The 22,747-nt window shown below is 35.9% G+C and carries 22 protein-coding genes; 7 read left to right on the forward strand and 15 right to left on the reverse strand.

The window, feature by feature from the left end:
• The first annotated feature begins 100 nt into the window (after positions 1-100).
• From AC07XN_RS00475 to AC07XN_RS00485, 3 genes are read left to right on the forward strand one after another with little or no spacing between them, the layout of a single operon-like run.
• The gene (locus AC07XN_RS00475) at positions 101-304 is read left to right on the forward strand and encodes a helix-turn-helix domain-containing protein (protein WP_494741639.1); all 204 of its coding nucleotides are present in this window, start codon (positions 101-103) and stop codon (positions 302-304) included.
• Positions 301-624 (forward strand): HipA N-terminal domain-containing protein, encoded by a 324-nt coding sequence (locus tag AC07XN_RS00480; protein WP_494741640.1) that lies wholly within the window; start codon positions 301-303, stop codon positions 622-624. Before AC07XN_RS00475 ends, AC07XN_RS00480 begins: the two co-directional genes overlap by 4 nt.
• Entirely contained in the window at positions 617-1,624 is a 1,008-nt protein-coding gene (locus AC07XN_RS00485; protein WP_494741641.1) for a type II toxin-antitoxin system HipA family toxin, read from the forward strand. Before AC07XN_RS00480 ends, AC07XN_RS00485 begins: the two co-directional genes overlap by 8 nt.
• A gap of 65 nt (positions 1,625-1,689) precedes the next feature.
• Here the strand turns inward: AC07XN_RS00485 and AC07XN_RS00490 are convergent, their stop codons facing one another.
• The 15 genes from AC07XN_RS00490 to AC07XN_RS00560 all read right to left on the reverse strand — a co-directional run bounded on the left by AC07XN_RS00490 (position 1,690) and on the right by AC07XN_RS00560 (position 16,496).
• Complete coding sequence (locus tag AC07XN_RS00490) at positions 1,690-2,049, reverse strand: hypothetical protein (protein ID WP_309917612.1); 360 nt, start codon at positions 2,047-2,049, stop codon at positions 1,690-1,692.
• 285 nt (positions 2,050-2,334) lie between these two features.
• Positions 2,335-3,447: a sensor histidine kinase gene (locus AC07XN_RS00495; protein ID WP_494741642.1), complete on the reverse strand. Its 1,113-nt coding sequence runs from the start codon at positions 3,445-3,447 to the stop codon at positions 2,335-2,337.
• A gap of 134 nt (positions 3,448-3,581) precedes the next feature.
• Entirely contained in the window at positions 3,582-4,364 is a 783-nt protein-coding gene (locus tag AC07XN_RS00500) for a LytR/AlgR family response regulator transcription factor (protein WP_494741643.1), read from the reverse strand.
• Positions 4,365-4,454: 90 nt separating this feature from the next.
• Positions 4,455-5,177: an efflux RND transporter periplasmic adaptor subunit gene (locus AC07XN_RS00505; RefSeq protein WP_309917619.1), complete on the reverse strand. Its 723-nt coding sequence runs from the start codon at positions 5,175-5,177 to the stop codon at positions 4,455-4,457.
• A gap of 32 nt (positions 5,178-5,209) precedes the next feature.
• The gene (locus AC07XN_RS00510; RefSeq protein WP_494741644.1) at positions 5,210-7,528 is read right to left on the reverse strand and encodes a peptidase domain-containing ABC transporter; all 2,319 of its coding nucleotides are present in this window, start codon (positions 7,526-7,528) and stop codon (positions 5,210-5,212) included.
• A gap of 13 nt (positions 7,529-7,541) precedes the next feature.
• Positions 7,542-8,744 (reverse strand): radical SAM protein, encoded by a 1,203-nt coding sequence (locus tag AC07XN_RS00515; protein ID WP_494741645.1) that lies wholly within the window; start codon positions 8,742-8,744, stop codon positions 7,542-7,544.
• A 27-nt stretch (positions 8,745-8,771) separates the two neighbouring features.
• Entirely contained in the window at positions 8,772-8,951 is a 180-nt protein-coding gene (locus AC07XN_RS00520) for a hypothetical protein (protein WP_494741646.1), read from the reverse strand.
• Between the two features lie 30 nt (positions 8,952-8,981).
• Positions 8,982-9,143, reverse strand: a complete 162-nt coding sequence (locus AC07XN_RS00525) for a hypothetical protein (protein WP_494741647.1) — start codon at positions 9,141-9,143, stop codon at positions 8,982-8,984.
• A 53-nt stretch (positions 9,144-9,196) separates the two neighbouring features.
• Entirely contained in the window at positions 9,197-11,623 is a 2,427-nt protein-coding gene (locus tag AC07XN_RS00530; RefSeq protein ID WP_494741648.1) for an alpha/beta hydrolase family protein, read from the reverse strand.
• A gap of 24 nt (positions 11,624-11,647) precedes the next feature.
• Positions 11,648-14,812 (reverse strand): lantibiotic dehydratase, encoded by a 3,165-nt coding sequence (locus AC07XN_RS00535; protein ID WP_494741649.1) that lies wholly within the window; start codon positions 14,810-14,812, stop codon positions 11,648-11,650.
• A gap of 282 nt (positions 14,813-15,094) precedes the next feature.
• Positions 15,095-15,292, reverse strand: coding sequence for a class I lanthipeptide (locus tag AC07XN_RS00540; RefSeq protein ID WP_309917642.1), 198 nt, complete (start codon positions 15,290-15,292; stop codon positions 15,095-15,097).
• A 107-nt stretch (positions 15,293-15,399) separates the two neighbouring features.
• Positions 15,400-15,594, reverse strand: coding sequence for a class I lanthipeptide (locus tag AC07XN_RS00545; RefSeq protein ID WP_309917645.1), 195 nt, complete (start codon positions 15,592-15,594; stop codon positions 15,400-15,402).
• A gap of 55 nt (positions 15,595-15,649) precedes the next feature.
• Positions 15,650-15,850: a class I lanthipeptide gene (locus AC07XN_RS00550; protein WP_492804467.1), complete on the reverse strand. Its 201-nt coding sequence runs from the start codon at positions 15,848-15,850 to the stop codon at positions 15,650-15,652.
• A 156-nt stretch (positions 15,851-16,006) separates the two neighbouring features.
• Entirely contained in the window at positions 16,007-16,201 is a 195-nt protein-coding gene (locus AC07XN_RS00555) for a class I lanthipeptide (RefSeq protein ID WP_494741650.1), read from the reverse strand.
• An 82-nt stretch (positions 16,202-16,283) separates the two neighbouring features.
• Positions 16,284-16,496 carry a class I lanthipeptide gene (locus AC07XN_RS00560; protein ID WP_309917652.1) on the reverse strand — a complete coding sequence of 71 codons (213 nt, stop codon included), beginning with the start codon at positions 16,494-16,496 and terminating at the stop codon, positions 16,284-16,286.
• Between the two features lie 343 nt (positions 16,497-16,839).
• On the opposite strand from AC07XN_RS00560, the gene AC07XN_RS00565 reads away from it, so the two are divergent.
• The 4 genes from AC07XN_RS00565 to AC07XN_RS00580 are packed head-to-tail and all read left to right on the forward strand — an operon-like array spanning position 16,840 to position 22,743.
• Positions 16,840-19,374 carry a TonB-dependent receptor gene (locus AC07XN_RS00565; RefSeq protein ID WP_494741651.1) on the forward strand — a complete coding sequence of 845 codons (2,535 nt, stop codon included), beginning with the start codon at positions 16,840-16,842 and terminating at the stop codon, positions 19,372-19,374.
• A 3-nt stretch (positions 19,375-19,377) separates the two neighbouring features.
• Positions 19,378-20,571: a lanthionine synthetase LanC family protein gene (locus tag AC07XN_RS00570; RefSeq protein ID WP_494741652.1), complete on the forward strand. Its 1,194-nt coding sequence runs from the start codon at positions 19,378-19,380 to the stop codon at positions 20,569-20,571.
• A gap of 13 nt (positions 20,572-20,584) precedes the next feature.
• A complete protein-coding gene (locus tag AC07XN_RS00575) occupies positions 20,585-21,814 on the forward strand; it encodes a lanthionine synthetase LanC family protein (RefSeq protein ID WP_494741653.1) in 1,230 nt (409 codons plus the stop codon).
• On the forward strand, positions 21,811-22,743 hold the full coding sequence (locus AC07XN_RS00580) for an LLM class flavin-dependent oxidoreductase (RefSeq protein WP_494741654.1): 933 nt from the start codon (positions 21,811-21,813) through the stop codon (positions 22,741-22,743). Before AC07XN_RS00575 ends, AC07XN_RS00580 begins: the two co-directional genes overlap by 4 nt.
• Positions 22,744-22,747: the final 4 nt, after the last annotated feature.

Below are 22,747 nucleotides of genomic sequence, written 5' to 3' on the forward strand. Positions count from 1 at the left end.
CAATTAATCTTTTTTCATAAAATGCATTTAAATGCACATTTTACATATTATTAAAAATAATAATGTATGTTTACACTAAAAAACGCATTATGATGCACAAATGAATAAGCAAACTTTAGGAGAACAAATAAAAAACAGGCGTAAAGTATTAAAGATACGCCAAGAAGACTTAGCAGAAATCTCGGCTGTTGCTTTGCGAACAATTGTATCAATTGAACGCGGAGAAGGAAATCCATCTTTAGAAACATTGTTGAAATTAGCAGAAGTATTAGGGATGGAATTACAACTGAATGTAAAACTATGAGAAAGGCAAAGGTTTATTTTAAAGGAACTCCTGCGGGAATTTTAGCAGAAGATAAAAACGGATTTGTATTTAGATATGAGGATGATTACTTCCTACATTCGACGTTCAGACCGATAAGTATGACTATGCCCAAAAGCCAACAAGTGTATCACCATCCTACTCTTTTTCCCGTTTTTTATAATATGCTCCCTGAAGGAGCAAACAAAGCAACACTTTGCCGTTTACTAAAGATTGATGAAAATGATTTTTTTGGATTATTACTTGCCACCGCTCAATATGATACTATAGGAGCTATAACCGTTATTCCTATTTATGAATAATTTAGATTTAAAATATTGCCCCTCTACCCTCAAAGAAGGATTTGAATCCTTTTCTCCGTTGGCCTTACGACGCCTTTTTAATGGTAAAAAAATAAGTCATTATCTACCCTTTTCTTTAAATTCACCTTCTGAAAGTACCTTTAAAATTCAACGAATTTCTATTTCGGGGGTTCAGGAAAAAGTATCTCTCTTGTTAGATAAGCATAAGCTTCGCTTGGTTGAAGTTAGTGAGCATGGACAGTATATTTTAAAACCAATTCCTAGTAGTCGTTTTAAAGCAATTGAAGAAATTCCAGCGAATGAACACTTGACAATGCAAATAGCCAGACAGGTTTACAAAATAGAAACAGCAGAAAACACAATGATGTTTTTCCCTGATAATCAACCTGCTTATCTGACCAAACGTTTTGATTATCATTCGGATACTACTAAATTGATAGTAGAAGATTTTGCCACGTTAGCTGGAAAATCAAGTATTAAAGGTGGAAGCTCAATGAAATATGAGGGTAGTTATGAAGATATGGCAATGCTCGTGAAAAAATATGTAGTGGCTTACTCAATTGAGATGGAAAAGTTTTTCCGCTTAGTATTATTCAATTACCTGTTTTCTAACGGGGATGCTCACTTGAAGAATTTTTCATTGATAGAAAGCCTTAATGGAGATATGATTCTAGCTCCAGCCTATGATTTGCTTTGTACTCGTTTACATGTGAATGATGACGATATGGCAACAGCGGACGGTTTATTCTCGGATGATTTTGAGACAGAGTCTTTTAAAGAAAATGCCTTTTATACTTATGACGATTTCATATGTTTCAGTAGTAAAATTGGAATAAATGAAAAGCGAGCGAAACAAATCATCCCTTTTTTTCAAAAAGATTATCCGCTTATTCATCAGCTCATTAAACATTCGTTTCTTTCAGAAGAGAGTAAAATAGTTTACACTAATTTATATTTTAATAAATTAAGGCGCTTAAACTATCTGTATTCAAAGCACTAAAAATTAACACAATCATGCTAATATTCAAGGATACTTATACTATTTATGGATAGTTGTGATAATTATCAGTCATATTTCATAGAATATTTCATGATAGCACTAACAACTAATTCAAACGTTAGCGGACGAATGATGTATTCTATAATGCATGGCGTTAACGTTTTTTCAAAATTTGGCAAGGCCTTCGGAGATGAAATAACGATTGTATTATTAGAAAAAGCTAATTTTTCTAATAATACAATCATCTCTTGAGGTGGACTTTCAACACTAATAAATAATAAATCCACAGGCTTTTCATGCAGGAATTTCTCTACATCATCAAATGAACCAGACCATTCTCTTTTTAGGAAGGTTATCCTGTCAAGATAGTCTATCAATTGGTTTTCTAAAATTGTATTTTCGTATAGGATTCCGTAGCTGTCCATTCTGTAATTAAAATTTAAAAGAGTAAGTTTTCTATCATCTTGTCACGATAGTAATAGTAGTACTTCCTGACTTAAAGTGTAAATTGATATTTGAATAATGATTATTATTAAGGGTAGAAACAGTTTTTTTTGCAAGATTTAGTTTTGAATTTTTCATAGTTTTTGCTGTTTGAAAGGTTATATATTTAATGATGACACTAAATAACACAAAACCGCAAAAGCAATGAAAAAAATTAGAGCAACTATGTACTTGCTTAGATAAAGTAGGTATTAAAGGAAGACAAACTAGACCAATTCCAGTTGTAGCTCGACAAAAAAAGTTTGTTTTTTGTTTTCTATTAATAACTTATACTTATCTGGATAAAGTAATTCCAGCCTTTTTTTGACATTAAACAACCCTATTCCTCCTTGTACTTCTTCGTGCATGATATGAGTCGGTTTGCTATTTTCAACACTGAGAATAACGGTTGATTTTTTCATCCTAAAATCAATTTTTACCCACGAAGCCTTCCCAGTATTACTCACCCCATGTTTGAATGCATTTTCTACAAATGAAATAAAAATCAGTGGGGGAACTTGATAATTACCAAAATCACCAGCCATCGTAAGTGTGATATTCACCCTACTTTGAAAACGAATCCGCTCTAGTTCGGTATACTGTTGAATAAATTCTACCTCACGTTTTAAAGATACTTTTTCGCTCTCTGTTTCATAAAGTGTATAACGCATTAGTCCTGACAATCTTACAATAATATTGGCAGCGGTCTCGTCCTTTTCAACGATAAGTGAGTATATACTATTGAGTACATTAAAAAGGAAATGAGGATTAACCTGCGATTTTAAGAAGTTCAGTTCAAGGTTGAGGTTATCACGCTGTAGTGAAATAGTTTTGTTACGTGAAGCAATAATAATTTTGACGAATTTTACAATCAGCGGGGGGAGAATCGGTAATGTTTCATTGTATATATGGATAAAAAATAATTTAGAGAAAAGAATTGACCCCATCAATCCGCCTTCATTAATCATGTTGGCATATCGCTTATAATAAAGTGAAGTCTCAAAATTATTACTGACGGTCTCAAACATGTAATAGGAAATTACCGAGTCTAGAAAGAACATAATGCCTATTCCTATCAAAAAAAGAACCCATCTATTCCCTTTCATGACAAGCGGGAGCAATAGATAGGCAATTATATAATAAGCAAACATTGATTTAACAACCAAGAAAACAGTATGTACTAAGGCCGCTTTAGGATATTCCCATCCAGCAAGATTAAAGCCAAAACTAGAGAGAATAAGGGCAGTAATAACCCAAAATATTACATGAGTCCAGATACGTGCCGAGGGGGAATAGAGTGAAAAATATACTTTTGCTTTGTCTAAAAAACTTTTATTCATCTTGTATAATGGATATAAAATAAACAAGTCGATTTCGTCAATACAAGTTGAGAAAAATAATTCTCTGGCTTGTACTAATAAAATCGACCGTCAAATGTTTTCTTGATAAATACCAAGTTATCATAAACCTTCTACTAAATCAAGGTTTTGCTTTTAAAGTATTCTTTCAGGCTCTCCCGATAGCTACTACCAATATCTAACTTCCTATCATTAGACATTTCAATCATGTTGCCTTCAATACTTTTCATGGCTGCTAAGGAAATAATAAAAGAACGATTGATGCGTAAAAATTTTGATTTAGGTAATAATTGTTCAATACGGGTCATCGTCATGTATATGACGATAAACTTTGTTTTGGTATGTATCTTCAGATAATCCTTCATCCCTTCAATGAAAATAATTTCATGGGGATAAATTTTCACGAGTTTTTTGTCTTGCTTGACTAAAAGATATGTTTCTTCTTCTGATTCCTCTTTGTTAATGTCTTTGCCTTCCAAAGAAACTGAGGCTTCTTTAGGCTCAGGAGCAACAGTGGCATTGTTTTTCTTATCAATCATCCGTTGCTGAATCTTATTGATTGCCTTTAAGAATCTATCAAATGGAAAAGGTTTTAATAAGAAATCAGCCACATCGTGTTCGTAACCTTCTATTGCATGGTAAGAGTAAGCAGTAGTAATAATAATCTGTGGACGAGTATTGGTAAGTGATTTTAAAAATTCTAGTCCAGTCATCTCTGGCATATTAATGTCTAAAAAAATAATATCTGGTTTTTTTTCATTAATCATCACGAGTGCATCCATTGCTGTAAAACACTTTCCCACACATTGTAAATATGGAATTCTATTTACAAATTTTTCAATGAGTTCTTGTGCTAAGAGCTCGTCATCAACAATTAAACAGGTTAATAAATTTTGCATAACTATTTATGGAATAATAATCAAATATAGCAATAATAGGTGTTAAATGCAAAAAATACTTTATTAATTGAGAATCCCGGTGCCATCTTGCTATCTATTAAAATTTCCTCCAGTAAAACGACTCAATAAACTTTTTTCATCTAGCATCACTTCTGCTGTTCCGATAAGGTAATATTGAAGAGGAATTTTTTTTCCATTGGTAGTATTCATCCCGTTCGTTAGTTCAACAGATGCCCTATAATTGTTATCAATAGCATACGGCACTACGGCGGTTATCTTCCCTTCTAAATAGCCAAATTCATTAACAGGATAAGGGTCTAGTTTTATTTGTACCCGTTGCCCTACTTTAATCTGCCCAACGCCTTTTATGGGTAATGACAATTGTACACGATAACTAGACATAGCAGGCGTTACTATGATGGTTGATTTATTAGGGTTATTGTCAGTAGCCCTTAGTATTATCACACGTCCTGCTACAGTAGATACTTCATAAAATTTCTCATTGGTCTGTACATTATTTTCAATAAATAATGTATCTCCTTTTTTAACAATCTGAGAATCAACGACAGTCAATTTATACTCCAATGGTGGCGTTGCCATCCATGATACTTTTTTAGGTTGTATCGTTGTTGTTATCAGGGCGTTTGCCTGAGCAACATCTGGATAACTAACCCAATATGAAGTAAGAATGAATACAAACAGGATTGAGAATAAGACAGTAATACCCCATCTAACAATCCAATGTGGAACAAGCCCGATAATTTCTTGGATCTCTTCGCTCCTGAGTTCGAAACTGCTACTTTGCTCTGGCATGGTTAATTAATAGTTTATGATAAATATTATTGCTATGCTGTTTCTAAGTCTAATTGATTTTTGACTAACTCATAATAATACCCCTTTTGTGAGGCTAGCTCTACATGAGTACCCTTTTCTCTGATTTCGCCATTTTCCATGACAATTATCTGGTCGGCATTTTTTACGGTACTTAGTCTATGAGCAATGACGACGACGGTTCTACCATGAAAGAATTTTTCTAGGTTCTCCATGATAATATTTTCATTGTTGGCATCCAAAGCACTGGTAGCTTCATCAAAAAATAAGTAAGTTGGATTTTTATAAACAGCCCTAGCGATGAAAATACGTTGTTTTTGTCCGCCACTAAGCCCCGAACCTGTGCTACCAATTTTGGTGGTAAAACCCAAAGGAAGTTTGCGTAAATAGTCTTGAATATTGGCCACTCTGACGGCATTTATCAATTTCTTCTCATCAATTTTTTCTCCATCTACCGCAATGTTTCGGGTAATAGTATCTGAAAAAATATAGCCATCTTGCATCACAGTCCCACATTTTTTTCTCCATTCACGTGCCGACAAATCGTTCAAATCGTTGCCATTCACCAATATTTTGCCATTGTTTGGTGGGTAAAATTTCAATAACAACTTCAATAGCGTAGTTTTTCCACTACCGCTTGCACCCACGATGGCAGTTACTTTTCCTGCGGGAATATGTAAATTAAGGTTTTTGAGAATCAAAGGGCTTTGCGAACTTCCATACCTAAATGAAACATCTTCAAGGGTTATTCCTTTTCGAGCGTTAATCATTCCATTTAAAATTTTGCCTTCGCTAATTTCTTCTATGAAATACGTTTGATCTTCAAAACTATCATCAAGCTCGCTTGAAAATATTTTACCCATCAATTGCTCTTCATCTGCCTCTTCATCGGGGCGATTATGAATTTCTGCCAATCGATCCAAGCTTATTTGGGCATCCTGAACGCTTCTCATAAATTTGATAATTTGTGTCAGGGGTGCATTCAACTGTCCGATGATATAAGAAATACTAAGCATTACCCCTAAAGTAATATGGTTATTCATCACTTCTGACGCCACCATATACGAGATAATGATATTTTTTAGCTGGGTCAGAAACGTTGAACCTACTTCTTGATACTGTTCAAGAGACAAGCTTTTGATATTGATTTTGAATAATTTAGCTTGGATTCTTTCCCATTCCCATCTACGCGCTTTTTCGCAGTTATTCAATTTTATTTCCTGCATACCCGTAATCAATTCATAGATACTATTCTGATTTTCTCTTAAACTCTGAAATCGTTTATAGTCTAAATCTTTGCGTTTTTCTAAAAAAAGCACAACCCAAATGATTGAAGCAACACTCCCAGCTACAAAAACAACTAATATAGAGGTACTATAAATCCCTAATATTATCGAGAAAATAATGAGGTTAATAAACGAGAATAATGTCTGAAGGGTTGAACCCGTCAAGAAAGACTCTATCCTATGGTGGTCATTAATCCGCTGAGAAATATCTCCCGTATTTTTTGATTCAAAATAACTAATGGGTAATCTCATTAGTTTTAGTAAAAAATTGGAAATAATAGACACACTCATCCGAGCATTGATGTGTAACAAAATCCAATTTCGAATCATATCAACCGCCATACCGCCTAGGAAGAGAAGTAGTTGGGAAATTAATATCAGTTTTATAAATTGGTGATTTTGTCGCTGAATACCGTAATCTACCATGCTTTGTGTCAAGAATGGGAAAATCATTGACAGTAAACTGCCAAACAGCATTCCAAGGATAATTTGAACCAAGTATTTTTTGTAGGGAGTCATGTATTGAAACAAGAACTTGAATCCCATCGACTCCTTTTGTTTTTCCTCAGCAGTTTCGTAGAATTGATTAGTCGGCTCTAATAGTAAGCTCACACCTTTATTGTCTGAAGTACTGACCCACGACTTCATAAAGTTTTCCTTATCAAGCCACACTAAACCGTGGGCTGGGTCTCCTAATAAAATCCTATCCGAATTATTTTTAGAAAAGGGTAACTTAAAGTTAGGACGTTTCATATCATAAAGCACCACAAAATGCTCTTGATTCCAGTGAAGAATACAAGGCTTGGGTACTTCGTCAAACAATTGCTCGTAAGAAAGTTTAGCTCCGAGGGTTTTAAATCCAATTTTTTCGGCTGCCTCACTAATTCCTAAAAGACTCACTCCTTGGCGTGTAATAAAAGAGTTAGCTCTAAGGAAATCAAGCGGATAATCAACACCATAATAAGCTGATATCATCTTGAGGCAAGTAGGTCCGCAGTCCATATAGTCGAGCTGACGATAAAATTTATATTTGCTGCTGGCTATCATAAGTTCAAGTTTTTTAAATGTTATTATACTTTAATTCTTCAAATGACAGATAAGTAAGCTCACTCTCCTCTACAAATTCAATAGGCAGGTAATCAAGTACTTTGTTCTGAACATGAGTAATCAATTTCATTAAATCCAGACAGTATACTGAAGGATTATCAAAACCATTATGTTGGCTATAGCGATGAGCCACGAACCCTCCCCCACATACTTCCACAATCGGACAAGCTTGGCATTTTGAACATAAGTTGTCATGGCCATTGATATATCTTTGTGCAAGCTCATCTTCCAAAGATTCCTCTAACGTATGTGTATGAATGTTATAACCCTTTTTGGTAAAGCCATCACCACAAACTTTAAAAGAGCCTGTTACCTCAATAGAACCATCGCTTTCAATGGTTAAAAATTCTGCTTTTCTATTGCCGATGTATTCAAAGCCCTCATCAATACCAATGATGATTTTCACGAGTTGTTCAAAAAAGATAATCTGTGGCCCATTGGTATTATCAGAGAACCACAAATCAAAAAGAATAATCAACCAATCTGCGTATAGTGTCCTATCATTTATGCCATCCGCATAACCCAGAGGAAGTTTTTCATAAGAGCAGTCAGGTAATAAAAAATCGATTAATTGAACCTTATATTCTTTCAAAAAATAAAAGAATTTTTCTGCATCTGACTGAATATTAATGACCGACAAAACTCCAGGAATTTTCTGAAGATAAGCCGATTCGGATGCAACCTTAAACCCTTGCATGACTGACCGAAATGAGCCATTTCCAGTATGGTTTATTCTATATTTATCATGGCTCTCTTCATAACCATCAATGCTGATACCTAGCTCAATTTTTAGCTCACTAAACACTTTGCACCATTCTTCAGACAACAATATTCCATTGGTTTGGATAGCAAAAAAAAGCTTGGTCTGGATAGGGAGCTTTTCTTTTGCTTGTGCTACAAAGTATTTATAAAATTCCTTTGAAATAAGCATAGGCTCACCACCGTGAAATATAAATTCAAACGCCTTTAAATCATTTGTTTCACAATGCAATCTGACTTGTTCAATAACTTTATCAACTGTATCAATACTCATGAATTTAGGTTGACTTTTGAAAGACTCATCCCCCACATTGTACATATAACAATAAGTACAATTTAGGTTGCAACGGCTGGCAACTCTCATAATCAACACTTTGCAAATTGATTTATCTCTCATGGCTAACTGATACGTTAATTAAAATTACTATTCTGCTGGTGGAGCTGGTGGTGGCTCTGTAGGATCTGGATTTTTACCTCCATATTGACGAAAACCACCTAAAACATCCTCAGAAATAATCTGGTTTTCTTCAGTATTAAAATGTTCTAATGCCTTCTTTTTAGCATCTTTTTCATCCTTTTTGATGAAGAATTTTTTCTTTGCCATGTTATGATATTATTTAACTTGGTGAATACCTTATTTTAAATTATCGAGTAAGATTGCTGCTCTTCCCCAGTCAATATCCTTAGATTTATCATCGTACATGGGTGTATATTCTCGGTCTCCGCCACGCACCTGCAGCGACATTTCATCAGTCAAGAACTCAATCGGTTCTGCATTTTTCGGTCTGTTAAGCATCTTCTCTATTAGGTTTCCAACTGTTTGTCTCATAATATTTCCTGTTTAAACGGTTATTTATTAATTGAAAATTCGTTTTTTACTACATATTTTTGAAACCAGTTATTGATTTCTGCATATACTTGAAGAAGGTTCTCTTTACCACGATAACCATGTGATTCATGTGGTAGATTAACATACCTTGTAGTCGCTCCTAGCCCTTTCAAGGCTAAAAAATATCGTTCACTTTGTAGGGTAAATGTCCCAGGGTTATTATCAGCATCCCCATGAAAAAGCAATAATGCGTGCTTCATTTTATTAGCATTTTGGAAGGGCGAGATAGTATTATACATCGCTGGACTTTGCCAATAATTTCGTTCCTCCGTCTGAAAACCAAAGGGCGTAAGCGTTCTGTTATAAGCTCCACTACAAGCAAAACCTGCTTTAAATAAGTTGGTATGCGTTAAGAGGTTAGCTGTCATAAAAGCACCGTATGAATGCCCCCCAATAGCCACCTTGCTGGAGTCTACCACTCCTAAACGTACTCCTTCGTTAATGACAGCTTTGGCACTTTCCGTAATCTGCTCGATAAAAGTATCGTTTGCTTCTTTTCCTTCTTCGCCAATGATGGGAATTTTCACATTATCCAACACGGCGTAGCCCTGCGTAACAAAATAGATGGGTGAAAGAATGGGCAATCGGACAAATTCATTAGACGAAATATTTTGCTGGCTTGCCCCCTCTTTTGATTTATATTCTTCTGGATAAGCCCACATAAGCGTAGGCAGAGCCCCACGTGCAGGCGTATAGTCAGCAGGTAAATAAAGCTCAGCCGTCAAATCTATACCATCGGAACGTTTATATTTCAATACTTTTTTTTGTACATTTTTAAGCTGTGGATATGGATGTTCAAAGTTGGTTAATGGTGTAATAAAAGATGAATCTGTCGACAAATCTCGGATATAATAATTAGGGTTTTCAGTTAGGGATTCTCGTCGGGTAAGGAATTGCATTTTGTCTCTATTCAATACAGAAATGGCATATTCATAGTGGTTTTTATCGCATTGCCATAGTCTTTTGGTTTCGCCAGTAGCTAAGTTTACCTGATCGATAAAAGGTCTGTTTCCGTCTGGCGTTGCTCCTGCTCCAAAAGTCAATATCTCATCATTGGCTGAAATAGCCATCGTAAATTTCCCAAATTTGTTTCTTAGTACTTCTGGATTACCGGGTTGATTATAAATATCTTCCGCTGAAATATCATACAAAAGGCGAGGCTCTTTTTTCAGGGAAGGGTCAATCACCCGACTAATGTATCGACGAGTAGCATTCCAGTATTCCGAGGTCATGGCAAATTTATCGTTACCCCACGACATATAACTAACCCTGTATTTTGATGTCAGCACTTCATCAGGATTGCCCTCAAATGGATAACTCCACGAATACATTTTATCCCTAACGTCTGTTACCCTTTTTGGATCACCACCATCCTGTGCTTCCAACCACCACAATGAAGCCTTCACGTCTGGTCGCCAAGCATGCCCTCTAGGAAGTTCCGTTACGGCATCATACCCAATAGGAATATTCTCTTGCAAAGGAATATCTGCTATATTTTTCAAAAAACTGCCGTCTTTCGTAAGCCATATATCTACTTTCTCAGGGAACCTGTACATCGGTAACGTATAAGAGTACGGACGTTGCACTTTTTTGGTCATTAGGCAAGTGCCATCGGGAGATACGCTGATGTTTTTATAAACAGCTACCCTTCCTATTTTTAATATCTTTCCCTTTACAAGGTCAGTCTTAACAATCTGAGATTCACCATAATAATCAAATACGGCTTGGTCGTATGGGCTTTTCAATAAATCTTGATAAGTACGCGAAGCATTTTTTTGTCCGTTACTTTCTTGTATCACTGGTCCTTTTACGATATTTAGTTTTGTCGGCGGGTCCATCCTTGAAGGAACCGTCAGCACCATAATATTTTTGCTGTCATTCAGCCACTCATAGGGCGAATCAAACACTGAATTGACTGTAATTTTTTCAACCCTATGAGCGTCCAAGGTTTGCATATCTACATACCAAAGCTCCACTCCGTCGGGTCTGTTATGCGTAAAAGCAAACTTTGTTTCATCAGGCGACCATTTGATATTAGCAATCAATGGATTTTTAGGTAAGTTTTTTACCTCAACTTCTACTTTAGTATCAATAAACAGGATTTTAATCGCCGTTGCAAAGCGAATCCTGCTTGGTGAATTACTTTTGGGATTAATCCTCATCCCAGCCACTCTGATTTCAGGCTCAGCCAATTCTGCAACTGTCGGCAAGGAATTGTTTTCTAAAATAAGCAAAACGTTCCCTTTAGAGTTAGTTCTGACTGTTGGGGTTACTTTACCTAACAGTAAATCTTCAATAGCTTGTGGGGGATGCTGATACACGCTCTCCTGACCCATGCAAACCATCGTACTGATGATGGTGACAAATATTAAGATTAACTTTTTCATTATTCTAACAGTTTAGTGATACAATTAGCTATTAATCAATACAGTATGTTGTTTTTTTCGAGCAATCTGAGATTTGTAATACTTATCTAAATAATGATAGATTACTAGTTCATGCAGGCGTTGTTTGGAAATGAACAAGCGATTCAAACACATGTGTATTAGGCTAGGCAACATCTCCTGAAAGGTCATAACGCCCATTTGATTTGCTTGAATTTCCCTTATTTCCGCTACAATTTTTCTATTTTCGGCAGAACGTTCTTTAAAAATGGCTATCGCATCGGCTACTCCTTCATCGTATTCATTCCCATTCATCAATTGGTTGATTGCTGAAGTTTGAAGCCTATATTTATCGTTCAACTGAACATTTAAGGCATTGTTGCCATTAAATTCTTGAAAGAAACCTGCTTGTAGATTCTTTAGTAATTCGGCTTTTTGCGTAAGGCTAAATTCAAAATCATCCAACAGGGCATTTACGCCATATAGCCCAAATAAATAGCGGTATTTTTCTCCTTCGTCGCTTCCATCCAGTAAATCTATAAAATTGACAATGGCTTGACTATCATGATAAAAAAGCTGTTCACATTGTTCTATCGTCGTATCTCCATACCGTTCAATTTCACGCTTATACGTATCAATCTGAATACTGCTTACTATCTTTTGATCGATATACGACGCTAGTTTTTCATGCAATAGCGTAAGAATATATTGCCAAAATTGTGCATTTCTGCTATTGTGAAACCTCAAGCGAAGGTGCTCGTCAGTATCTTTAAATCTGAGAAAAAACCATTTGTCTATTACACCATCATTCACCAATTCTTCACAAAGTGGCTTCACAATTTTTGTCAAAATCTTTTCAATTGACTTTGTCCCCGTATATATTTTAACATAAAACCATTCACTGCCCGGCACAAAAATTCTTCGAACGTTACTATCTATACGCTTTGGAGTCATTTCTCTCTTTTTAACGTGAAGTGTTTTGAAGGCAAGCAACATTTCATTAGTATACTTTCCGTTTTTATCTTGGATGAAACAATTATCAGGGCTAGACAGAAACTCACTTAGCGTAGCCATTCCTTTCTTTAAAATCTTATGATGTAGAATTTGTAGTGAGGTCTCACTCTCAAAATCTATCAAAAGCTCATTATCTCCTTCAGTCAAAACTACGTAGCGAGGAATATTAAGGTCTTTTTGCAGATTGTCCCAAAAAGTTCTATCAGGCAGATTTTTTCCTGCTAAAGCTGGATGTAGTTCTGCATATAGTTTCCATTTAGCCTTGCTAACGATTATATTTTTATATTCTACCCGTGGTAGAAATGTTTGTTCATTTAATATTCCCCAATCCCAACTAACAGTACTATTTAGCCCATACCCTTGTAAATCACATAGAAATTTATAAATCCCTAAACCTCGTGAATAATTATGTGCCGTTGTAAGGCGTGGAATCACTTCCTTATTAAGTTTTTTTGAACGCAAAACCACTTTTCTGCCATAAGGTACTGAGACCATCAAATCATCTAAGGCAATTTGAAAAGGTTTTTCTACAGAGGCATTGCCCAAGAACGGAATTTCATATTTTCGAATGGCTGGTCTCATCAAAATATTCCCTATTCTAGCCTCTGGGAGGTGTACCACTTCTGCATAAATGGCCTCTGGATTATGTTGTTCTTCATATTCCAAACACTCCTTTACTTTAGCTGTGATTTTTTCATCACCATGACAAAAACGAGCAAAAAGGTTTCCAGCCGATGGCCCTGAAGCCACAGACATCAAAAATTTAAAATTCCCAGTATCAATTGCCTCTGCTGATGGAGCCAATACAGAACCAAAAGCATAAAAGCTGTCAGGTAGCTTTATACCGTCTTTTATCGCCAAAAATGGCTCAAAATCCTTGTCAGTAAGCATTATAGTAGTACTTCCCTCCTGCTTTGCCTGTAAAAACTTGCTAAATTTTATTCTATCAATGTCTTCCCAATTGGTAGTTTGTTCCCTTGCTCTTCCCTGAATGCGTAAGTCATCCACCAGCGGTGCGTTGTCGGCTTGTCCTCCAAAGACAGCGCCATAACCTACACCTGTTTCACCATCCAATGCCAATAACAAAGGGACTTCTTCTTCTTCATAACGGGCATAAAAACGTTTTTTGAAACTCTCTAAATCTGCTCCATTATTTTTTCGAGTCCACAAAAATAGCTTTTCAAGTGAACTTGATAGTTGTTTCGTCACCGTTTTACCGATTGAATTATTGAGCGTTTCATAAAACAAATCAGTCTGTATTAAATCCTTGCTAGATGTTTTTACAAAATTCTCTGAGATAATCCTTTCAATTTCATGGTATTTTGAAACAGAATTATCTTGGATTAATAATAATCTTTTTATTTGTTGAAGATGCTTGGATATTTCCACTGTGCCTTGTAAAGTGGCCATACGGGCCATCAAAACATCAAAGAACTCATCTCCTGTGGTGGTAGGTTCCAATTCACTTACTAATATCTGAGCATCAATCATGTCTTCAACAAAGGCAATCGCTTCATGATAATTTACTTCGTTTGAAACAATGCTTTGTGCTAATTCTGATAACCTAGCTCCATTTTTTGCTTTTGTAAGAATACTTTCAAGGTATTCCGAAAAAGCCACAGACGTTAAGAAACAAGAACGTTTTTTATGTTGAACACGACATTCAGCATAACGGTAGGCATCAGCCACTTGATAGATACTACTATTGGTGAAGAACAAAAGTTGATGGCGAATCTCTTCACGATTAACAATCAACTTTGCTACTTCTTCCACATAATTCATGTCTAATCTTGAGCTTTTCCTAAACTTAGCGTTTTCGGCAAACCGAATATCTGTCGAGTCTTGAATATCACCAATTGTACAACCTGCAAATAAGCCATAGGGCGTACAACGGGTACTCATGCGCACATAATATTTGTAAAGTGACAACAGAATTTTACGAACGTCACTCGGATTTTGATTTACACCATCAAACCATTTTTTGAATTCAGCATAAAAATCTGGCGAGGCAATATAAATCGCTTCCTGTAGAATAGCCTCTGAAAACAACTCACGTAGGTTTTCTTCAAGGGCTTCCTTGCTTCCATGAATAATTTTATCATTGAATTCCATCAATTTATCTACCGACAATAGTGGAGTTCGGAGTAAATAAAAGTCGTGTGCTTCAAAATTCTGCATAATACTGCGCGTTTATAATTTGTTTTTATAAGAAAAATAGGTAACATTACGCTTGAATAATTAAAAGAAAGACGACTCCTGTTATTGGCATTGTCGAGATAGCCGATAACCAACATTCGTTATTCTAAGCCAGGCCTTCTCCAAAAGGTTTGGCTTTTTTATATTTAGAGGTTTTAATTTTAAATAATTCGTAATCAATACCTTGAATTAATATCCATTACGAACACTTCATGGTTTAGATAATTTCAATTGTTAAATAGGTTTTTCGGAAATGATAAAGCCTTAATTACAAGAACAGGCATCACAAGATTTGCTTTCGTTTATCTCTTCAAAAGCATCCTTTGGCTTTGGTGTATGAATACAAGTAGCAGTGTTTACACTTCCTCCTACAAGAGCATCCATTTGCATAGCATCTAATTTGCTTACGATTTGACGATCAAGGGATAATTTTTTGTCGAAGGTTATTTGTTTCTTTTTCATAGTGATTTTTGTTTAGAAAATTGAAAGAATGATGGTTAAAGGTTTTTCGAGTAGCTACTATCCTGAATACTTACCGAATAGTAGCCATCATACAGTGTAACTCTTTTTTAGTGATTACAAGAACAAGCATCACAAGATTTTGCAGCTTCAGCTTCCAATGCTTCTTTTGGAGGATGCCCGATACAAGTAGCAGTGTTTACACTTCCACCTGCAATAGCGTCCATTTGTTGAGCATCTAATTTGCCCACAATTTCTCTGTCAAGAGATAGTTTTTTATCAAAGGTTATTTGCTTCTTTTTCATGATTTTTTATTTGAAATAGTTAAATAGAATTTAATCTAAGTGTACAGCAGTGATATTATGGTTTTGGACCATTACAAGAACAAGCCTTGCAAGATTGTGCAGCCAACTCGTTGTCTTCAGCAGCTTCTTTGTAAACACATGTTGCAGTGTTTTCGCTACCACCCACAATCGCATCCATTTGTTGAATGTCTAGCTTGCCAATGATGCTTTTATCAAGCGATAATTTTTTATCGAAGGTTATTTGTTTCTTTTTCATGATTTCAATTGTTAAATGTTGTTAGAATCAATAAAAAAGTATCCAAACAGCGTTGGTTTAGACAGTTACCTAAGGTTGAAATCAAATGCACAGCATTGATTTTCAATATTTTATTCTTAACAGCAAACGAATTTTGTTTAGATACTCAGGTATTTTTTAATATTTCGTAGGACTGTTACATGAACATGCCTTACAAGATTTTGCTTCGAGTTCTTCAGCAACGGCATCCACACAGGTAGCAGTGTTTACACTTCCACCAACAAGGGCATCCATTTGGGTGGCATCAAGCTTACTAATAATGCTTTTGTCCAACGCTAGCTTTCTCTCAAATGTGATTTGCTTCTTTTTCATGATGATTGAACGTTTTGGGGTGAAACATTAGCAGTATAAGCAATACCCAAGAATCAGGATATTGCTTACACAATGCTTTAAACTATTCTTTAGCAGCTTGTGCAGGTGCGGCAGCTCCGTTACAAGAACAAGCAAGACATGACATTTCATCATCATCTTGTTCAGACTTACCACAAGTTAAGCTTCCGATAGTCACACCACCGTCGATTTTGTTCAATTGATCATCACTCAATTTTGAAAGAGTTTCTTTGTCGAGGTTTAACTTCTTTCCTGTTGAAATTTGTTTCTTTTTCATGCTGTTTGAATAATTAAAAGATTAGAAATAAATAAGACGACTGTCGACATCGTTGAGTCAAAATTGAATACTTGAAGGGGCTATCGAAAACTAATTCGACTAAAGCATCATTTATTCCGACGAATCTTTTGTAAATCAAGGCATTTTAGGGAATAGTCAGTCTCCAAAACATATTTCGTCTTATTTTCTCCATATAATCTCGTCTTCGTCTAAAGTCTTGGCCTAATTGGTCTAAAAAAATTCTTATACCGCTCTTATATTACTTGTTTTGATGTATCAAAATCAACAAAAGAAAAATTTATCTAACAGGTTGATAATTAGGAACTCTTAAATAAAATAAATTATGAAAAGGAACATCAGGTATTCAAAATGGCTAATTGTTATAGCCTTCATGAGTTGTAATGAACTGTATTCTCAGACAGAAATTTCATATAATGCTACAAAAGCAACCTTTGCTACTTCTACCCCTCCTGCTGGCGGTGGCAAGGCGTCTGGGATTTTATTAGATGAAAAAAAACAACCTATCCCTTTTGCTACAATTAAAGTTTGTAAAGCTAAAGACTCAACCTTTGTAAAAGGGGTAGTAACTGCTTCAGATGGCGCATTTAATGTTGAAAGCCTGCCGTTGAACCAATATTTAATTTCAATTTCTATGATTGGTTATCAGCAAACGGCAGTTGCTTTCAATATTGATGAAAATAACTCAGACATAAAATTAGTGCCTATTGAAATGAAGCTCGATAGCAAGCTGTTGAACGAAGTGGTCGTAAAATCTAAAAAGCCCCTAATCGAACAACAATCTGACAAAATAATATTCAATGTTGAAAATAGTGGTTTAACAGCCGGTAATAATACCCTTGAGTTACTAGGGAAAGCACCGATGATTTTTTTGGACCCAGCCAGCGAAAATATTTTACTCAAAGGTAGATCTGGCGTAAAGATTATGATTGACGGCAGAATGACGAACCTTTCACAATCTGATGCTAACGCATTGTTAAAAAGTATGCCCGCCGATGAGATTTCTAAGATTGAAATTATTACCAATCCCTCTGCTAAATATGATGCTGCTGGTACCTCTGGCATTATCAATATCATTACTAAAAAAGGACAATCTTTAGGCACAAACGGCTCGTTCTCTATTGGTGGCGGATATAGTGGCTGGTACCATGAAAATGATTACGGACGGGGTAATACAAGCCTTGTCCTGAATAATAGAACTGAAAAAGTCAATTTATATGGTTCATTAGCCGCCTCTACTAATCGCTCTTTTTCTGAAAATACAGGTTTTGACGAGTATTATGATAGCAGTGATAAAATCCTTAATTATCGCCATGAAAACCAAAATTTACTAACGTATAAATCTAACAGTCAGAGTTTTAAATTGGGGATGGATTGGTTTTTGAATAAAAAAACCACGATAGGCTTTTTGACCAATGGCTTTATGTCGGCTCGTACAGATCATGACGATGCCAAGACCTTAATTTTAAAAGAAGGGAAAACGCTGGAAGTCACAAATTTAAACAGTCAAGACGAAACTAGTAAGAACCATAGACTCAATTTTAACACCAACTTCAAGCATATCTTTGATGCCAAAACTGGTCAGGAAATTTCGGCTGATTTTGACTATTCTACTTTCGCCAGAGAAGCAAACAGTACCATCAATAATTACCTAAAAAGTAATGAAGGCGAAATCTACAGCCCACTGCTTCTGCGTAATACATTACCTATCAATGTAGATATTGTAGCAGGAAAAGTAGACTATATTCATCCTCTAAGTCAAAATGCGAAACTAGAAATGGGAATTAAAATGAGTGACGTTGTAACAGACAATAATGCTCAATTCGAGATTAATACTAATCAGGTTTGGCAAAATGATGCTAGTCGATCGAATCATTTTAAATACAGCGAACGCATTCATGCGGGGTATGTAAACTATTCAACATCTTTTAGTAAATACCAACTTCAAGCAGGCCTTAGGGTAGAACAAACTATTTCTTCGGGTAATTCTATCACAACCAATACCGTGGTTGATAGAAACTATACCCAGTTTTTCCCTAGTTTTTCTATCATGGATGCTATCAACGATAATCATAATCTATCGCTTTCTTACAGTCGCAGAATAGGTCGCCCAACTTATGAAGACTTAAATCCTTTTATTTTCATTTCTGATCGTTACAGTTATCAACAAGGCAATCCATATTTGAAACCCTCTTATACTACTGCCGTAGAGTTGAGTCATACTTTCAAAGGGACTTATACCACTAGCATTACCTATGAAAATACTGTTGATTTACCGCTTGAAGTAATGAGAAGAGAAAGTGCTGATAACAGAATTGTATTAAACAGAATGGAAAACATTGCTTCTGGAAACTTCTACGGTGTAAATTTTAGTGCCTCACAAAGTGTGACAAATTGGTGGACCATCGATACCTACGCAGGTGGATTCTATGGATCTTATAAAACCACATTAGCAGGACAAGAAATTAGTAATGCAAAACCTTATTATATGGCTACGATCTACAATAGTTTTACTTTGCCTAATAACTGGACATTTAGATTATCAGGCAATTATCTATCGGCTCTTGCCTATGGCGTAATGGTTCAAAACTCTCAATATCAAGCAGATATGGGATTTAGCAAAAGCTTTTCAGAGAAAAAAGCCATTTTAAAAATCAGCTTTGACGATATTTTCAGAACTGCTCGCGGATATTATACTTCTCGTCTACCAGGACTTGCATCAAGCAGTACCAATCACTGGCAAAGCCAAATTGTTAGGGCTTCGTTTACTTACAAATTTGGTAGTAACAAAATCAAAGCTGCTCGTCAAAGAAGTACTGTAACTCAAGAAGAACAAGGACGAGTGAATATAAAAGACTAAGCGATGGCACCAGTAAAAAGATATTCGGTAAAGCAAAAAATAGAAGATATCGCCACATGTTTAGCCTTAGACGAAAATCAAATTAAAGGCTTTGGTTATGGAAACGGAAGGCTTGGCATAGCAATCTTCTATCTTTATTATGGACACTTAACAGCCGACAATGCGTATGCTGAAAAAGCCGAACTTTTATTCTCACAAGCCTTTGATGAACTTAGAAACGAAAAATTTGAAGGTCATTTTTTTGAAAAAGATTTAGCAGAGTTTGGCACGTTCATAGAGTTTACTCAATCGGCCAATTGGTTTGATTTTGAAGCAGCTGAAATCCTTGAAAGCATTGACGAGGTACTTCTTAATCACCTTGAACATGCTATAGAAAGAGAAGATTTTGATCCTTTTTCTGGCGCATTAGTGGCAGGAAACTATTATAGTTTTCGTTTAGAAAATACAGATAAAGTAGTACCCTATCTTGAAAAGTTGGTACATGGTCTTTATCAAAAAAAGAACATTGATTCAGACGGCAACTGGTTTTGGAAATCTAAGTTAACAGACCCAAACGGGGTAGTTTATACAGGCATTAGTCACGGGATGGGAGCGATTTTGGCACTTTTAGCCGATTCTTACGAACATAATATTTTGCCTGCTTTGTGTGCTGAAATGATGTTAAAAGGAAGTCATTTCCTGCTGACCCAAGCAAAAGATTTTGAAAAACAAGGTTATTATTTCGACGATATTGTTGGGCAAGCAAACGGCATTTCTCGATTGAGTTTATGCTATGGAGATTTGGGAGTATGTTACGGACTTCTAAGAGTTGGGCAAACTTTAAGCAATGATGTTATTTGTACCAAAGCAATGAGCATTTTAAGAAACTCTATCTTACGTAGTTCCCTTGAACAAACAGGGGTTCGTGATGCTGGCTTATTGTATGGTGCCTCTGGTAACGCTATGATTTATAACAAGATATTCAGGCTTACAGGTGATAACGTTTTTCTATCGACTGCTCATTATTGGCAACAAAGAGCCATTGAATATGGACAGGCCTCTGCGGATTCAACAGCAGGTTTTTTACCTCATTTGAACAGAATGTACCTTGCCACCAACGTTGGTTTTCTACAAGGAATAGCAGGCATTGGTTGTGCTTTTATTCAAACTGTTTGTGATGATGCTCCCAAAATGGATAAATTAATTTGGTTACTCTAAACACTCCGAAAATATGCATACTTCATTTGAAATAGAAACAGATATTGATCTTATTGAGCACCATTTAGAAGATATTTTGGGACTTATTGAAGCAGACAAAAGTGATAAGTTTTCGCTTTTCAGAGGCAACATTGGGAAAGCCCTTTTCTATTCTTATGCGTTCAAATATACTAATGACATCAATCATGGTACGAAAGCCATTAAGTTGATTGAAAAATCTGCCAACCATTTATTGACAGGTCAAATTAAAGCACAAAACATTCATTTATTATCGACAGGCTTAACCGGTTTTGGGTTAGTCATCAATCAATTAAAGCGAGATGAAATATTTGATTTGGAGCTTGAAAAAGAACTTGCCGCTTTTGATAGTGTGCTGTATAATACTGCTTTGCAGGAAATACAACAAGGAAATGTGGGGTTTATGCTAGGACCAATGGCAGCCGTTTACTACCTCTCACAACGTACATTGGTAAATCCTGCTATCGAAAAATACCTCGAAGCCATTGTTAACGCGCTTTGGAATGTGGCTATTCGAGACGATAAAGGTTTGCGTTATATCAATACTTTTAGCTCTACTGCAAAGCCTCGTCTAGATGATACCGTGCTTAATCTTAATCATGGGTTTTGTGGGATTGCCTTGGTTTTATTAGAAATCTATCGTTTAGGAATATGTCAGCCAAAGATTTATACGCTCGTTAATGAAGGTATTCATTTTCTTTTGTCCTGCAAAAGACCTATTGATTTTGCCAAAGGACATTATAGCTTTTTCCCAACCTGTATCGATGAGCAATCACCTATTGATTCAGAAAAAAATCAGCAATACTATCATGCTATTTTGGGTTGGTGCAATGGTGATTTAAACCAAATATTATTGCTATACACCGCAGGGAAGGCGTTTAAGAATCAATCTTATATCAATATTGCCGAAGAAGTTGGAATGGCATCTATGCGCAGAAAAACACCTGAGCAGACTAAATTAAAGAATCCTTACTTCTGTCATGGTACATCAGGAGTGGCTCATATCTATAAGCGAATCGCTGAACGTTCGGGGAATGATGCCTATTTAAGCGCTCATAACTATTGGATTCAGCAGACATTCGATTACATTGCCGAAGCCCAAACTAATAATAGTTATGTTGAAAGTGCTGGACATTTGATTGATGGAGCGATGGGAATTGGGCTATCATTACTATCGCATATTTCAGAAGAAGAATTGAAATGGGATAACCTCTTATTACTATGACCACAGCAAAAAAAATATCATTTGGCGTACTCGACTTCGGGTACAGGGCCAAGAACATCAACAGCCTTTCAATCATAGAAGATGTTATTGAATATGCCTCTTCAGCTGACGATTTGGGGTTTTCTAGGTTCTGGATTTCTGAGCATCATGACCCAAATGCGCTCTTGGCGTGGAGCAATCCACAACCTATGATACCCATTTTGGCTGGTATTACCAAGAATATTAAAATAGGCGCTGCGGGCGTATTGATTGGTATTCACAATCCTTATCATGTAGCTACACAGTTTAAATTATTATCTAATCTATTCCCTGGAAGAATTGATTTAGGCGTTGCCAGAAGCGTAGTCAACCCTTTTGCGATACAGTGTGTCGAACAACGCGAAGACGTTGATAATAATACGATGTTGGAAACAATTCCTGAAAAAATAAAAAACCTTTTTCATTACCTCGTTGATGAAGATGAAATTTATAAGAATGGAACAGGCGTGGTGATTCCTCCTTACAAAGGAGCCATTCCTGATTTATGGATGCTGGGGTCATCGTATAAAAGTCTTGATAAAGCCTTAGAATTAGGCGCAAATTTTTCTAGGTCTATCTTCCACCCGGGGTCTGATAAAGAATCGAGACTAGACGAATTACACATTTTCAGAGAACAGTATTTGGCAAAACATGGTCGTTTACCCAAAATAAACCTCTCTATTTCTGGTTTTTGCTCGAAAACATCACACAAGGCACAGAAAATCATCAAGGCTCAGAACATGACTCCAGAAAGGCACACGATAGGATGTCCAAATAAGTTTTTTGATGAAATATCTAAGCAACACGAAATGTTTGGTATTGATGAAATTATTTTGATGAATCCCTCTCATAATCTTACTGATAGAATTGAGTCTCTACAATTTATCAGTGAATTATTTCATTTGAATTAACCCC

The sequence above is a fragment of the Arcicella sp. GW458-12-2-14-TSB2 genome (assembly GCF_059423785.1).

Bases quoted from the DNA above. Each gene is read 5' to 3' on its own strand.
- AC07XN_RS00540 (WP_309917642.1), bottom strand. From the start codon at position 15,292: ATGAAAAAGAAACAAATAACCTTCGACAAAAAATTATCCCTTGATCGT.
- AC07XN_RS00520 (WP_494741646.1), bottom strand. From the start codon at position 8,951: ATGGCAAAGAAAAAATTCTTCATCAAAAAGGATGAAAAAGATGCTAAA.
- AC07XN_RS00525 (WP_494741647.1), bottom strand. From the start codon at position 9,143: ATGCTTAACAGACCGAAAAATGCAGAACCGATTGAGTTCTTGACTGAT.
- AC07XN_RS00495 (WP_494741642.1), bottom strand. From the start codon at position 3,447: ATGAATAAAAGTTTTTTAGACAAAGCAAAAGTATATTTTTCACTCTAT.
- AC07XN_RS00555 (WP_494741650.1), bottom strand. From the start codon at position 16,201: ATGAAAAAGAAGCAAATCACATTTGAGAGAAAGCTAGCGTTGGACAAA.
- AC07XN_RS00545 (WP_309917645.1), bottom strand. From the start codon at position 15,594: ATGAAAAAGAAGCAAATAACCTTTGATAAAAAACTATCTCTTGACAGA.
- AC07XN_RS00505 (WP_309917619.1), bottom strand. From the start codon at position 5,177: ATGCCAGAGCAAAGTAGCAGTTTCGAACTCAGGAGCGAAGAGATCCAA.
- AC07XN_RS00480 (WP_494741640.1), top strand. From the start codon at position 301: ATGAGAAAGGCAAAGGTTTATTTTAAAGGAACTCCTGCGGGAATTTTA.
- AC07XN_RS00485 (WP_494741641.1), top strand. From the start codon at position 617: ATGAATAATTTAGATTTAAAATATTGCCCCTCTACCCTCAAAGAAGGA.
- AC07XN_RS00510 (WP_494741644.1), bottom strand. From the start codon at position 7,528: ATGATAGCCAGCAGCAAATATAAATTTTATCGTCAGCTCGACTATATG.
- AC07XN_RS00535 (WP_494741649.1), bottom strand. From the start codon at position 14,812: ATGCAGAATTTTGAAGCACACGACTTTTATTTACTCCGAACTCCACTA.
- AC07XN_RS00565 (WP_494741651.1), top strand. From the start codon at position 16,840: ATGAAAAGGAACATCAGGTATTCAAAATGGCTAATTGTTATAGCCTTC.
- AC07XN_RS00515 (WP_494741645.1), bottom strand. From the start codon at position 8,744: ATGAGAGATAAATCAATTTGCAAAGTGTTGATTATGAGAGTTGCCAGC.
- AC07XN_RS00500 (WP_494741643.1), bottom strand. From the start codon at position 4,364: ATGCAAAATTTATTAACCTGTTTAATTGTTGATGACGAGCTCTTAGCA.
- AC07XN_RS00580 (WP_494741654.1), top strand. From the start codon at position 21,811: ATGACCACAGCAAAAAAAATATCATTTGGCGTACTCGACTTCGGGTAC.
- AC07XN_RS00530 (WP_494741648.1), bottom strand. From the start codon at position 11,623: ATGAAAAAGTTAATCTTAATATTTGTCACCATCATCAGTACGATGGTT.
- AC07XN_RS00475 (WP_494741639.1), top strand. From the start codon at position 101: ATGAATAAGCAAACTTTAGGAGAACAAATAAAAAACAGGCGTAAAGTA.
- AC07XN_RS00490 (WP_309917612.1), bottom strand. From the start codon at position 2,049: ATGGACAGCTACGGAATCCTATACGAAAATACAATTTTAGAAAACCAA.
- AC07XN_RS00560 (WP_309917652.1), bottom strand. From the start codon at position 16,496: ATGAAAAAGAAACAAATTTCAACAGGAAAGAAGTTAAACCTCGACAAA.
- AC07XN_RS00550 (WP_492804467.1), bottom strand. From the start codon at position 15,850: ATGAAAAAGAAACAAATAACCTTCGATAAAAAATTATCGCTTGATAAA.
- AC07XN_RS00575 (WP_494741653.1), top strand. From the start codon at position 20,585: ATGCATACTTCATTTGAAATAGAAACAGATATTGATCTTATTGAGCAC.
- AC07XN_RS00570 (WP_494741652.1), top strand. From the start codon at position 19,378: ATGGCACCAGTAAAAAGATATTCGGTAAAGCAAAAAATAGAAGATATC.